Genomic DNA, 12,778 nt, shown 5'->3' with positions numbered 1-12,778 from the left:
ACCTCCCCCACCCTCTCCGTCCAGTCCCCGGCCACCACGCCCAGCCTTCCGGGCGCAGCGGATGCCTCTCCCTCCGGGAAGGTGGGCGGCAAGGACTCCAACCTGATGTCGGCCCTGAAGACGGATGGCTTCGACGCCGGTGGCATCGCGGGCAAGGCGCAGGAGATTGGCAAGCTGTTGGAGGGCGTCGCCTCCGTGCTGGGCAGCCTCACCCAGCTGGTGCAGGGCCTCACCCAGGGCGTGCAGGGTGTCGCCGAAGGCGTGCAGGGCGCCGTGGGCGCGGTGGGCGGCGCCGCGAGCAGCGCGCTGTCCCTGGCCCAGTCGCCGCTTCAGGACCCGACGGCCGGCATGAGCCAGGCCCCGACCCTGGAGTAACAACACCTCCTGAAACACACGAGGCGTGACGGCGATGAGCCATCACGCCTCGGACGTCTTGCTCCAGCCCGTCACCGCGCTACTCGATGGTGGCGACCTTGTCGTCCTTGCCGAACTTCACCCGCACCTTGGACGTCTTCGACTTCCAGTAGGTCCAGGTGGAGGAGTTGAACGACGGCGTCTCATGCGGAGGCGGCGGGCCCCACGCCATGCGCACGGCCTCGCGGCTCATGCCGGGCTCCACCTCCGACGCGGAGACCTTCTTGCGGTCGTCCGGAGACAGCGCCTCCAGCTTGCCGGCCTGGTCCTCCAGCGCGAACGCGGCCTGGAACAACTTCCAGGTGTCCGACCCCGAGCGCGCGTCGTTCTCGAACTCCAGCTCCGCGCCGGAGTCCACGACCTTGAACTTCACGGAGGACGAGCCCTTGTCCAGCACCTCCACCCGCGCGTTGAATGGGATGATGGGGCCCTTGAGGTAGTTCACCCAGGACACGGTGCCGTCGTCGAAATGGAAGTTCGCGGTCGCGTGGTAGTAGGTCTTCTCCACCGGGGGCGGCGGGGGCGCGGGCGCCACGGGCTCGTCGCCAATGCGCACGACCTTGCCGTCCGGACCGAACTCCACATCGAACGTGGAGAACTTGGAGGCCCAGTAGATCCAACGGTTGCCCTGGAGCGACGGCGTCTTGTGCGGCGGCGGCGGACCCACGGTCAGCAGCACGGCCTCGCGCGACATGCCCCTGGCCAGCTCACCGGCCCGGACTCCCTTCTGCTCCTCGGGCGTCAGCGCGGCGATGCGCGGCGCGGGGTCCTGCTCGGCGAAGAAGCCCGAGAACAGCACGTTGATGGGCTTGCCCAGGCTCCGGTGCGTCACGAACCGGAACTCGGCGCCGGAGTCGATGACCTTGCAGCGCACCTCGTCGCTGTCCCGCTCGATGACCGCGACCTTCGCCCCCACGGGGATGGCCACGCCCTTGCCACGGTAGTTCACCGCGGAGAGCTGGTTCTTGTTGAGCAGGAAGTTGGCCTGGGCGAACAGCACCTCGGCCCGGGCACTCATCGCCGTCATCAACCCCAGCGCGAACAACGCGCCGAGGACATTCTTTCGATACACGCAAAACCCCCTCGGGTGAGCAACGGCGCGTTTGTAGTGGTGTCCCGCGCATGACCGCAAGAGGGGGCACTGCGCCTCAGGCCGCGACGCTGCCGCGCGCGCCGTCCCAGTCCTCCACCTCGTAGAGGAACTTCGTGCCGCCCTTGAGCTTCCGGTTGGCGGACGTGCTCTGCACGAAGACGACGTACTTCTCCAGGCTCGCGGGGCGGATGCGCACCGTCTCTCCGGGCGGCAGCCCGAGCATCTCCCGCGCGCGCTCGCCGCTGTAGAGGTCGCCCGACTTGCGGTCCATCAGCACCACCTCCTTGCGGCCCTGGATGGTCTCCGTCTTGGTGAACTCGTAGAAGCCGCGGCCCGTCTTGAAGCCCAGGCCGTTCTCCGTCACGAACTCCTTGATGGCGCTGTCCGCTTCCACCTCCAGCACCTGGAAGCGTCCCGGCGGCACCGCCCGCAGGTCCGTGTCGCCGAAGAGCGCGGACGACGCCCGCCTGAGCATCGTGTTGAACATCGCGTTCAGGCCACGGTTCATGCGGCCCTCGCGGGACACTTCCGCTTCATACGCCTGGAGTTGCGCGTCCGAGGACTGCTTGTAGCAGACGGCCAGCAGCATGTCGGTGATGTGCGCGAACTGATCCAGGCTCAGATGGAAGCCGCCCGACTTCTCCGCCAGCTCCTTGTAGAACGACGTCGCGTGACGGCGGTTCAGCGCCTGAACGCCATACACAGGCACGCCCTTGTCCCCCAGCGCGGCCACCTCCTTGCGCCAGTCCAGCTTCTTCGGGTTGTGCTGGGGCGGATGCGGCACGTCGTCACCGATGAGCACGAACGCCTTCGTGTAGCCCTCCGTCCAGGACAGGCTCCGCGCCTCGTGCAGCACCAGTTCGTAGCACTCGGGCGCGTCTCCGCCGCCCGTCTGGCCCACCTTCTCCACGAAGCGCGTGATGGCCTTCGCGTCGTCCGTGAGGTCCAGCGCCTTGGTCACATAGGTGGAGCCCGCGTCGCAGTAATCGCCATGCGCGATGATGCCAATGCGGATGCCCGGGATCTCCTTCGTCAGCCGGGCCACGGCGGCCCCCAGCTTCTTCCGCACCTGCGCGAGACACGGATACATGCTGCCCGTGGTGTCAAAGCTGAAGACGACCTCGACGCGGTTATCAATCACAGTCACGGCCATGGCGCACTCCCCCTCGTTCGTTTCTCGCTGCGACGGGAAGAACAGTACGTGAGGGGTCTGACATGAAAGGCCGCGGTTTCGGACCCCTGCGTTGCCAGGACGGGGCCCCCGCTCCGTAGGCTCATGGAGGGGCGTGACGCCCGGACATCACCCAGGGGGGAACCATGAGGAACATCGGCATCATTGGAGCGGGTCAGGCGGGCCTGCAGTTGGGCTTCGGCCTGCTGGAGAAGGGCTACACCGTCACCGTCTACTCGGACCGCACGCCCGAGCAGCTCTTCAACGCCCGGCTCGCCGCGACCACCTACCTCTTCGGCCGCGCATACCAGTACGAGCGGGAGCTGGGGCTCGACTTCTGGCAGGGCCCGGGGGAGTACGCCCGGGGCGGGGACCTGGACGTCTGCGTGGCGCCGGGCCAGCGGGTGCTCCGGGTCCAGGGGCGCATCCTCCAGCCGGGCAAGGCCCTGGACCTGAGGGCGAAGTACTCCCGCTGGCTCGCGGAATTCGAGCGGCGCGGCGGCACGGTGGGGGTGCGGGACGTGGACGTGGACGGCCTGGAGGCGCTTGCCGCCGCGCATGACCTGGTGGTCGTGACGACGGGCCGCAACAGCTTCACCCGGCTGTTCGAACGGGATGCAGAGCGCAGTGTCCATACACAGCCGCAGCGCCACCTCACGGCAATGATTGTCACCGGCATGAAGCCACTGCACGAGACGCCCGACCCCGCGCTCAAGTTCATCCTGACGGCGGGCCACGGCGAGTACTTCTCCATGCCGTACTTCGACCGCATCCGGGGCCCGCTGCACTGCATCCTGCTGGAGGCCATCCCCGGACAGGGCCTGGACCGCTTCGGCGGCGTGAGCACCGCGGCGGAAGCGCTGGAGCGGATGAAGGGGGTGCTGCGCGAATTCTCGCCGTGGGTGGCGGAGCGGCTGGAGCGTGCGTCCATCGTGGACGAGTCCTCCTGGCTCACCGGCGCGTTCACGCCCACGGTGCGCAAGCCGGTGGGCCGGCTTCCCTCGGGCCGGACGGTGATGGGGATGGGGGACGTCGTCATGCTCAACGACCCCATCGCGGGCCAGGGGCTCAACAGCGCGTCGAAGCAGGCGCACGCGATGACGCAGGCCATCCTCGAGCACGGCGACCAGCCCTTCACCCCGGAATGGATGGAGCAGACCTTCGAGCACTTCTGGCGGACGGAGGGCCAATACATCACCGCGTTCACCAACATGCTGCTCCAGCCGCCACCGCCGCACGTGCTGAACTACCTGGGGGCCGCTTCGACGCTGTCACCCCTGGCCGACACGTTCTTCGACAACTTCGGAGAGCCGCAGCGCTTCTGGCCATGGATCGCCAGCCCCGAGGAGACGGAAGCCCGCATCCAGCGGGCTGCCGCCGCGTAGCGGTTGTAAGTCTTTGTCTTTCCCACCCGGCCGGTCCTTCAATCCCGGTCCGGGTGGCTGAATCCTGTCAGTCCCGCGACAGGGGGGGACATGACGATTCAGTTTGGGTTCATCGACCAGGGTGACGGCGCCAACCTCCGGACGCTTCCCGCGGAGCTGAAGGGCTCCACCTGCCTGACTCCAGCGCCCCTGCCTCCGGGCACGCGGGTGAGCGTCATTCGTGACCAGGCCCAGGCCCCTGGCTGGTCCTACGTGTCCACCGTGGTGGGCGGATATCTGCTGCAAGGCTATCTGCAGACCTTGCGCATCACGACCCAGCTGCCGGAGCCCGCGGCGACGCTCTATCCGGTCCGTCCAGGGGACCGCCTGGAGCCCATCGCCGCGCGCATCTACCGGCAGGCCATCCAGCCGGGGCGGGACCTGCGTTTCTATGAGAATGTCATTCATCACGTGAACGTGAAGAGTGGCCGCAAAGGGGTCCAGCGCATCGACGGTGACGTCCGGCTGGTCGCGGGCGAGCGCATCTGGCTGGTGAGCATCGCCTTCGCCAACCAGCTCCAGGGAATCGTGTCGAGCGGCTCCATCACCCACGAGGCGATGGCCCAGGCGCGCAAGGCCGCCCGGCACCTGGAGGACGTCCTCACCTCCGTGAAGCAGGCGGACCGGTACTTCGGAGAGGTCACCGGCCCGTACGGCCAGGCCATCCTGGACAACTGGCTGGAGATCTCCGCGATGGTCGTGGGCTTCATCGCCGCGGAGGCGCTGTCCACCTTCCTGGCGGCGACGCCCACGGGGGTGGGGCAGCTGGCGGCGGCGCTCATCCAGCTGGGCCTGGCGGCGTTCGGTGCCCATGGCCTCATCGAGGCCGGAGGCGAAGCCCTGAAGCACGCGCAGCTGTGGCTCACCCAGGCCTGGGAGGCCAACGGCTCCGCGGAGAAGCTCAAGGAGGCCAGCAAATCCTTCCTCCGGATGCTGGTGAGCATCGCGATGGCCGCGCTGGCGCTGATGGGCGCGAAGACCAACCTGGGACGTGGGCTCAAGCTGGCGAAGGCCGTGAAGATCACCCCACCCCGCTTCTACATGATGGCGGCAGCGGGTCCCGGCGGTGCCTACGCGGGAGTCCCTGTCTTCCAGCCGGGCTCCATCACCGCCGCCCCGTCCCTCTCGCTGCCCTTCAATCCCTGGGGCTCCGGCACGCCGCTGCTGTCAAAGGCCGTCAAGGAAGGCGGGACGTCCAGGCCGGACCCCGAGCCCAACCTGACCGAGCGCGCGCTCAGTGACGCCGAGCTGGAGAAGCTGCTGGAGAAGCTCCCCAACTGGGACAAGCTCAAGGACTTCGTCGGACGCCGCATCCCGGCGGAGGGGACGCCGGAGTTCAACGCGTTCAAGCGGGAGCTCCAGGCTGCCGGATACCGCCTGGAGAAGTTGAACACGGGCTCCCAGCCCTATCGGCTGAGCCGTCCACACGGAAAGGCCCTGGGCGACGAGTACGGAGCGCTCACGGTGACCGAGGACGGGCTGGTGGTGCTCAAGGTTGGCAAGGGCACACCCCGGCTCAGCGTCTTCACCCGCTACCGGAAGAACTACCTGGACTGGGTGGAGAAGACCCAGGGCCCGGCAGCACGGGCGGCGGCGGAGGTCCGGCTCTCCGCCGGTCATCCCATGCACCACCTCATTCCCGACGGAGTTGCCCAGACCCACCCGCTGATCCGCACAGCCATGGAGCGGCTCAAGGGCTACACGATTGACCGGGGGTCGAACATCCTCGACATGCCTTCTGGGATCAACGTGGAGGGTCAGCTCATCCACTCGGGGAGCCACCCGCTCTACAGCAAGTTCGTGGAAACCCGGCTGGACGCCGCCAGGAAGATACTGCGCATGAAGGGACCGGCCTCCCACTGGACGCCCAAGCTCATCGAGGACGCGATCCTCAAGGTCGAGAACGAGCTGCGCGAGGCCATCCAATCCGGAAGCCTGAAGGAGCCGGTCATCAAGGTGATCCAGGAGCAGCGCGGCGGTAAGGTGATCACGGGGAAGAAGCTGGCCCTGCTGGAGCTGCCCTCCCACGGGGAGTCACACACCGTATGATGTATGCATTGACGGCTGACACCTCCCACATTGAGGAGGAAGGTGTCTATGACGCCAAGATCATCGAGTTCGACGGCTTCGAGGACGTGACGTTCTTCGACCCCAGCATTGACTATCAGCGCCAGCAGGGCGCGCCCGGGGTCATCGAGTTCGTCGGCAACCTGGAGAACGCCGCCCGGCTCGACCACCTGTTCACCGCGCCCATGGGGTGGTTGCTGCTCTCCCGGCGCATGGTGCGTGTGCTCGAGGCAGTGGGCCCGTTCCCCCACCGCCTCATCCCCACGGTCATCTATTCGGAAAGCATCAGGCACCTCGTCCGAAGCGGGTACCCCCGGAGGCGAACCTGGTACTCGGTGGAGGACCCGGCGCTGAAGAATGAGGACTTCGTCATCCTCCAGTTGATGGAGCGGACCGACTGCCTCGACCGGGAGCGCACCCTCGTGAAGGGCGTGCCCTTCCACCGGTGCGGCGAAGAGTACCTGGGCGAGGAGGAAGCCGAGCCGCTCGTGCTCCGCCCGCCACCGGGAGGCTTCCCTCCTGTGTTCTCCGTCCCCGAGCTGGTCTTCTACTGCTACACCGAGGAAGCGCGGCAGGCGTGTGAGCAGGCGGGCCTGAAGGGCCTGTGGTGGCGCCCCCAACCTTGAGCCCGTGAGCGTCCGGTGCTGGCTTTGGGCGCGGACGCGCTCCCTCCTAGGATGACGTCCCCATGGGGACGCAACATGAGTGGTGAGGGTTCGAAGCCCGTCGCGGCGGTGCTGGTGGGACTGACGAACTTCCGCCTGGGACGCATCCTGCTGTGGACCACGACGGTGTTCCTGGGGCTCCTGGCGCTCGTGCCGGGGCCTGACAGTGGAATCCTGTGGCACATGGCCGCCATTCCGGGCGTCTGTGCCCTGATTGGGACAGGTACGGCGTGGTGGAAGGAGCGACAGCAATCCCGCTCCGGCCCCATTGCGTGGCTGCTGCCCCGGCTGGCCGTGGGGGCCGTGCTCTTCGGCGCCGCCGCGCTCCTGATGTGGTGGCGGCGCAGGCGTGAGCTCAAGTCTGACGTGCCGGTGTCGCCGCCCTCCGCCGAACAGGTGGACCAGTGGGCCACCGCCGAGCTGGGCGTTGCCTCCGCGGAGCGCGTGTCATGAGCCTCGCCGCGTTGAAGGACAGCGCCGTGGACGTGGCGCCTCCGCGTGAGTCCACGGGGAGCATCGTCCGCGCGGGATTGCGGAGCCTCATCGCCCTGGTGCCCGCGCTGCTGGGCTCTGGCGTGAAGGGCGCGTTGAAAGGCTTCTTCCTCTTCGGGTGCTTCGGACTGGCGCTGGCGGGCGTCTTCGTCCTCGCGCCGCGCTGGACAGGCGCGGCGCCGACGCCCGCGTGGTTGGACGTCCTGGGCTTCGTGCTCACGCCATTGGCCCTGGCCGTGGCCGGAGGCTACGTGTGGATGCTCCACGGCGTCAGCTCACGGCTCGCGAGCGAGGTCCGGGCGCGAGGGCTGATGGGCTACGCGTACGCCATCCTCAAGCCCGCGACGCTGCAGGTCGCCCGCCGACTGCGAGGGGCAGGCACGCCTGGCCGCGCGGAGCTCACCCGGGCCATCGAGCAGTCGGTGGCGGAGCGCATGCGGGAGCCCGAGGAGGCGCGCGAATCGGCATCGTCCCGCGCCACGTGGCTGGAGGGCTTCCTCATGGACCAGTCCCGCCGGGTGCTGGGGCTCATCGCCCTGCGCGCGGTGCTGACGTCGCCGGACATGCCCTCCGCCGTGCGCGAACTGGAAACGCTCGCCATCGACCGGCTGGAGGGCGTGCTGGAGGAGACACTGGAGGACCTGTTCTTCCTCCAGATGGTGCTCACGCTGGCCGCGGGCATCCTCGTGGCAGCGTTGCCCACCCTGCTGTTGCTGTTCCTGCCCCACTGAGCAGGAACCGGCATCTGCTAGCCTCCATCCGCCCCACCGGGGTGGGACAGGAGGCGACGCCGGGATGGATTCACTGGACGCGCGCATGGAGCGGCTGGAAGGCCGGCTCCGAAGGTGGCAGGGCCTCACCCTCGCGGCCTTCGTACTGGCCGGGGTGGGACTGGGAACCGCGGCCCTGCGTGACGAAGCATCACCGCCGCACACGGGGGAGCTGGTGGCCTCCCGGCTGGTGCTCAAGGACGCCAAGGGCCGCACACGGGCCAGCCTGGACGCGAACCGCCATGGCGGCGCGGCGCTGGTGTTGAACGACAGCGAGGGCCGTCCCCGGGCCCTCCTGGGCGTGGGTGAGGACGACTCGCCCCGGCTGCGCTTCTCCACGGCGGAGGGCGAGTCGCTGGCGGAGCTGATGGTGTTCTCGGACGAGGCGCCCCGCCTGACGCTGTCCAAGTCCGGAGGCGCGGAGCTGTTCTCGGTGGGGCTCCAGGTGGATGGCTCCTCGCGGCTGGAGCTGGCGGACGTGACGGGGAGGCCCCGGGCCATCCTGGGCGCGGACGAGGAGGGCTCGCCCGGTCTGCTCCTGGTGGACCGGCGAGGCCAGGCCCGCGTGGAGCTGCGCGTGGGCAGCTCCGACGAAGCCAGCCTCGTGCTGGAAGGCCGCAACGGCCAGGTGTTCCGAGCGCCCGGCGTGCAGTGACGCCGCGTCGTCATTTCCGGAAGCCGGCGGGCGTCGTCACTGGCAGGGAGACCCACCGGTGATGGCGCCCAAGGACAGCATCCTGTTGGTCCTGGACCTGGATGAAACCCTGGTCCACTCGAGCGAGAAGCCCCTGGCCCGGGAAGCGGACTTCCAGGTCCTGGGGCACTTCGTCCACGTGCGTCCGCACCTGGAGCCCTTCCTGCGGGAGTGCGCCTCGCGCTTCCGGCTGGCCATCTGGTCGGCGGGGACGGACCCGTACGTGGCGGCGATCGTGAAGCGGATCGTCCCGCCGGAGCTCGAGCTGGACTTCGTCTGGGGGCGGAGCCGGTGCACGTACGCGGTCGACAAGGCGGGCGTGCAGCGGGACGGGTTCCTCGACCTGGATGCGCACTACGGTTGGGTCAAGAAGCTGCGCAAGCTGAAGCGGCACGGCTACCGGCTGGAGCGCGTGCTGATGGTGGACGACAGCCCGTCCAAGTGCGTCCACAACCACGGCAACGCCATCTACGTGCGCGAGTACGAAGGCCAGGACCCCGACACGGAGCTGCTCGACCTGTCCCGGTATCTGGCCACGCTCGCGGACGTGGACAACGTCCGGTGCATCGAGAAACGGAACTGGCGCAAGCAGCTGTGTCAGGACTGATTTTCCGCCGCGTCTCTCCTCCACAAGAAAGGAGTGGTGCCCATGACGAAGCGCGACGAGCCGAACCCGAAGCTACCTGCCGACATGGAGCCCACTCCGGACAGCCTGGACCTGGCCATCGCCTCGTTCCGCGGCAGTCCCCCCGGCACCTGACCCACGCCGCCACCCGGTAACCCCGGGGCGGGCATGGACAGAGGCCGGGCTCCCGAGGGGGGACCCGGCCTCAGTCATGTCCGGGTCCTCCCTCGAGGACGCAAACCTTCATCGGGATGTAGCTCAGTCTGGTCAAGAGCGTGTGCCTCGGGCGCACAAGGTCGCTGGTTCGAATCCAGTCATCCCGACTTCAATCAAAGACAAACCCCGCCGGGGTAGCCCAACTTGGTAGAGGCGCCGCGCTCAGAACGCGGAGGTTGCGGGTTCGAATCCCGCCTTCGGCACTCCTTGAAGCCTGGCAATCCCAACGGGTTGCCAGGTTCTTCTTTGTCCTCGCCTCTGCATGTGCCCTCCGTGTGCCTCTGGCACACCTCCAAGGAAGTGGGAGACAAAGTCCCCCCATTGCCTGCATGGCAATACACACACATGCTGCCCCTATCAAGGGTTCACGCCGCCTCCAATCCATTCGCAGCAAATAAGGCGCGGCCATCCGGAGTAGCCGAAGCATTCCAACGACTGGATTGGACCTGCAGCGCAAGGGGACAAGAATGCGAAAACCTACCCACCCCTCTATATCAACAGCAAGCAATATGGCGTCACGGTCGATGCCCAGAACCGATTGGCGGCCGCCATCAAGGATTTCCGTGTCGCCAACAACGTTGGCGGTGCCGTCCTGGGATTTACTGCGTTCCTTCGTCTGTTTGGTCTCTACAACGTCGATGCGGAGCGGGCGCAACTGGATGCGCTGCTGAAAATCGGGTTCTCCGATCATGTCGAGCAACACCTCGGCAAGGCTCCGGATGGAACGGTAGCCCTTCTGTCTGCTCCGAACACCTGGGGACAAGTCTCACGCGACACTTTCGCCCGCCTGTTGCAGTACGAAGCCTTGAATGCCGCGAACCGCGGTGAGCGGGAAGAAAGGCAGATGTGGCTACATCTGCGTGACATCATTCTCAACTATGAGCGGTACGAAGACGGTGGCATTCGCTTCGACAGTGAGAATTTTTCCGCGGATGAACCGGTCACACCAGCCAGACTCCTGGACGGAGCGAACACACCCAAGCTGATGCTCCGCTCCATGCCGGGGGAAAACCACAGGTCGGTGGCTGGGATCGAGGGGCCGTTTTCCTGGGCCGACCTGGATCAACTGGCACGTCTCTGCAGCGTGCTCTCCTACGATGCTCAGGCGGCAGATTACCTTGCAACCGCCGACTTCACCATGGACCTGGATTTCACCCGTGGAGCGATGCCACGAATTTCGAAGCGCGATGCGTATCTTCTCAACCATGCGCTCCTGAGCGTCGATGATGCGACCCGCTCGCGGCTCCGTCAGGCATTTCGGGCAAACAAGAACAACTCTCTGTTGGCAAGCCAGCTCTGGAGCAAGCTGTACAAGTTCCTCGACGGTGAATCCTGGTATGGCGCCATCCGCATCGCCGGTGATTCCGAGCAGGATCGGTTCGGCTTCTGGCACGACCTGCCTGAGGCGCGCACCGAGGACCATGCGTTCTGGCCGCCGTTCCAGGTTCCCAATTACTACCGGGCCGGACCTGCCCCTTTGGGGGCGTACACCTATTACTGGTCTGCCGGACCGGCTCTTACGTCACCACCAAGCGGCTGGACGTTCTATTGGCCAGGGTCGAAATAGGTTCAGCGAAGCTGGCAGCCCAGTCACAAGCTCCAACATCCTGACTGGACCGCCCAGCCGTTCGGACGATTCTCCAGGAGAGGCCTCAAGGTTCCGGACGACGCGGCCCTGCGCTTCCCCGAATGGACCTTGTATGTGAAGGTCCACGCCTCGTCTCCCCACGTGGAGTCTTCAAGGGTGAGATTGACGCCCTCCCGGAGGTCGTGCCCCTTTCTCCGCGGAGTCCATCCCGGAACGTGGACCTGACGCAAGGTGCGCACCGGGGTGTGCGCCAGCGTAGACTCCACGGAGGACATCGACTCCACTCGCTCCAGGTACCACCAACGGTCGAAGGTCTCCACGGTCAGCGGAGGAGAGCCAAGCAATTCCGTGAGTACCTTCTGCATCACCGACCCATCGCCTGCTTCGGATGACTGGCGGGTTTGATCCAGACGGGCCATGAAGCTGGCGAGCACCGCGAGTTTTGAGGAAGGCCTGCTCCTCCCCGCCCTGCCCTTCGTAGTCGTGGTCCCCAACCTCCTGCTGACTCCAGAGGTGCGGACGCTCCAACTGCATCCGCGCGGCAAGGTCCCGCTCCTTCAACCATTCCAGAAGCGAGTGAGTGGGGCGCAGCACATAGAACAAGCCAGGTCCTGGAACGCGCCGGGTCGTGAGTTGACCACCAAAGCTCTGAAGCCCTGATTCTCGCCTCCCTTCATGCCTTTGGGGGCACGCATCGCCCGGTTCGATCGAATTGTCGGACTCGGCAGTTATCACGGGGTTCTGCACGCCGTACCGGAGTGCAGTCAGGAGGCGTGAGCGATGGGCTACCGCTGGTGGGCGGTGCTGTGGCTGGGGCTCCTTCCCATGCGAGGAGCGGCTACGGCCTCGCCCGACGCCAAGGATTCGGTCCTCAAGGAACCATCCCGCTCCTGGTCTTCACTGGCACGGATGGAGGCAACGACGCTGACATTCCAGCCGCGCGCGGGCGTCGGCACGCATGAAGGGTTCATGCAGGTGGAGCCGACCCTCATTCTCGACGGAGGCGCGGAGTTCGGCCTCAACCTTGGCGCTCCGATGCGGCTCCGTCTGTGGGGTGGAGGGGAAAGCCCGGGCCTCATGAGGAAGGAGGACTGGGACAGCCTCTCGGACTGGGGACACGTGGTGCGCGGCCTCAAGCTGGGCTCGGACAACGCGCCCGTGGGCATCTGGTTCGGCGCGATGGAGTCGTACAGCCTGCTGTCCGCGCACCTCGTGCGGCGCTACTCCAACCGAAGCAATCCCGACTACCACCCGGCGGGAGGCTTCCTCACCGGCACGCTGGGGCCTCTTTACACACAGGCCTTCGCCTCGGACGTGTTGGGCGCGCGCCTCATGGGGGCGGAAGTCGCGCTGGACGTGCAGCACATTCTCTTCGGCCACCCCCGCGAGCAGGGCCGCTACACGCTGGCCCTCTCCGCCGTACATGACTGGGGGCAGGCCGGAGGACGCGCGCCTTCGGTAACGCTGGCGCATCTGGACGGCACCGCCGTGGTGGTAGTGCGGCCAGGCTTCGAGGCCCACCTGCTTGCCGGTTGGGGCGGACGGCCCGGTGGGGGCGG

At 67.0% G+C, this 12,778-nt stretch carries 11 protein-coding genes, 2 tRNA genes and 1 pseudogene; 12 read left to right on the top strand and 2 right to left on the bottom strand.

Annotated elements, in window-relative coordinates; all coding sequences use genetic code 11:
* A partial coding sequence (locus D7W81_RS33735) for a hypothetical protein (RefSeq protein ID WP_438503389.1) occupies nt 1-375 on the top strand: 375 nt, incomplete at its 5' end.
* A 79-nt stretch (nt 376-454) separates the two neighbouring features.
* Here the strand turns inward: D7W81_RS33735 and D7W81_RS33730 are convergent.
* Nucleotides 455-1,486 carry a hypothetical protein gene (locus tag D7W81_RS33730; RefSeq protein WP_120559510.1) on the bottom strand — a complete coding sequence of 344 codons (1,032 nt, stop codon included), beginning with the start codon at nt 1,484-1,486 and terminating at the stop codon, nt 455-457.
* 76 nt (nt 1,487-1,562) lie between these two features.
* Nucleotides 1,563-2,660 carry a vWA domain-containing protein gene (locus D7W81_RS33725; RefSeq protein ID WP_120559509.1) on the bottom strand — a complete coding sequence of 366 codons (1,098 nt, stop codon included), beginning with the start codon at nt 2,658-2,660 and terminating at the stop codon, nt 1,563-1,565.
* A gap of 164 nt (nt 2,661-2,824) precedes the next feature.
* Here D7W81_RS33725 and D7W81_RS33720 point away from each other — a divergent pair, with 164 nt between their 5' ends.
* From D7W81_RS33720 to D7W81_RS33655, 11 genes and pseudogenes are all read left to right on the top strand, one after another.
* On the top strand, nt 2,825-4,063 hold the full coding sequence (locus D7W81_RS33720; protein WP_120559508.1) for a styrene monooxygenase/indole monooxygenase family protein: 1,239 nt from the start codon (nt 2,825-2,827) through the stop codon (nt 4,061-4,063).
* A 90-nt stretch (nt 4,064-4,153) separates the two neighbouring features.
* Entirely contained in the window at nt 4,154-6,151 is a 1,998-nt protein-coding gene (locus D7W81_RS43100) for an AHH domain-containing protein (RefSeq protein ID WP_208721571.1), read from the top strand.
* On the top strand, nt 6,151-6,795 hold the full coding sequence (locus D7W81_RS43095) for a hypothetical protein (protein ID WP_244227597.1): 645 nt from the start codon (nt 6,151-6,153) through the stop codon (nt 6,793-6,795). Before D7W81_RS43100 ends, D7W81_RS43095 begins: the two co-directional genes overlap by 1 nt.
* A gap of 75 nt (nt 6,796-6,870) precedes the next feature.
* Complete coding sequence (locus D7W81_RS33695; RefSeq protein WP_120559507.1) at nt 6,871-7,287, top strand: hypothetical protein; 417 nt, start codon at nt 6,871-6,873, stop codon at nt 7,285-7,287.
* On the top strand, nt 7,284-8,057 hold the full coding sequence (locus D7W81_RS33690; protein WP_120559506.1) for a hypothetical protein: 774 nt from the start codon (nt 7,284-7,286) through the stop codon (nt 8,055-8,057). The genes D7W81_RS33695 and D7W81_RS33690 overlap by 4 nt, the downstream gene beginning before the upstream one ends.
* A gap of 64 nt (nt 8,058-8,121) precedes the next feature.
* Nucleotides 8,122-8,751 (top strand): hypothetical protein, encoded by a 630-nt coding sequence (locus tag D7W81_RS33685; RefSeq protein ID WP_120559505.1) that lies wholly within the window; start codon nt 8,122-8,124, stop codon nt 8,749-8,751.
* A 61-nt stretch (nt 8,752-8,812) separates the two neighbouring features.
* Nucleotides 8,813-9,397 carry an NIF family HAD-type phosphatase gene (locus tag D7W81_RS33680; RefSeq protein ID WP_244227596.1) on the top strand — a complete coding sequence of 195 codons (585 nt, stop codon included), beginning with the start codon at nt 8,813-8,815 and terminating at the stop codon, nt 9,395-9,397.
* Nucleotides 9,398-9,662: 265 nt separating this feature from the next.
* Nucleotides 9,663-9,738 (top strand) — tRNA-Pro (locus D7W81_RS33675).
* Between the two features lie 21 nt (nt 9,739-9,759).
* Nucleotides 9,760-9,834 (top strand) — tRNA-Leu (locus tag D7W81_RS33670).
* Between the two features lie 335 nt (nt 9,835-10,169).
* On the top strand, nt 10,170-11,198 hold the full coding sequence (locus D7W81_RS33665) for a hypothetical protein (protein WP_147445712.1): 1,029 nt from the start codon (nt 10,170-10,172) through the stop codon (nt 11,196-11,198).
* A gap of 801 nt (nt 11,199-11,999) precedes the next feature.
* A pseudogene (locus D7W81_RS33655) lies at nt 12,000-12,778 on the top strand (hypothetical protein); the annotation flags it as partial.

The sequence above is a fragment of the Corallococcus aberystwythensis genome (assembly GCF_003612165.1).
Classification (GTDB): domain Bacteria; phylum Myxococcota; class Myxococcia; order Myxococcales; family Myxococcaceae; genus Corallococcus; species Corallococcus aberystwythensis.
The sequence above is the reverse complement of the archived record's forward strand: the minus strand, read 5'-3'. Positions and strand labels throughout refer to the sequence as shown.

Bases quoted from the DNA above. Each gene is read 5' to 3' on its own strand.
- D7W81_RS33725 (WP_120559509.1), bottom strand. From the start codon at position 2,660: ATGGCCGTGACTGTGATTGATAACCGCGTCGAGGTCGTCTTCAGCTTT.
- D7W81_RS33720 (WP_120559508.1), top strand. From the start codon at position 2,825: ATGAGGAACATCGGCATCATTGGAGCGGGTCAGGCGGGCCTGCAGTTG.
- D7W81_RS43100 (WP_208721571.1), top strand. From the start codon at position 4,154: ATGACGATTCAGTTTGGGTTCATCGACCAGGGTGACGGCGCCAACCTC.
- D7W81_RS43095 (WP_244227597.1), top strand. From the start codon at position 6,151: ATGTATGCATTGACGGCTGACACCTCCCACATTGAGGAGGAAGGTGTC.
- D7W81_RS33695 (WP_120559507.1), top strand. From the start codon at position 6,871: ATGAGTGGTGAGGGTTCGAAGCCCGTCGCGGCGGTGCTGGTGGGACTG.
- D7W81_RS33690 (WP_120559506.1), top strand. From the start codon at position 7,284: ATGAGCCTCGCCGCGTTGAAGGACAGCGCCGTGGACGTGGCGCCTCCG.
- D7W81_RS33685 (WP_120559505.1), top strand. From the start codon at position 8,122: ATGGATTCACTGGACGCGCGCATGGAGCGGCTGGAAGGCCGGCTCCGA.
- D7W81_RS33680 (WP_244227596.1), top strand. From the start codon at position 8,813: ATGGCGCCCAAGGACAGCATCCTGTTGGTCCTGGACCTGGATGAAACC.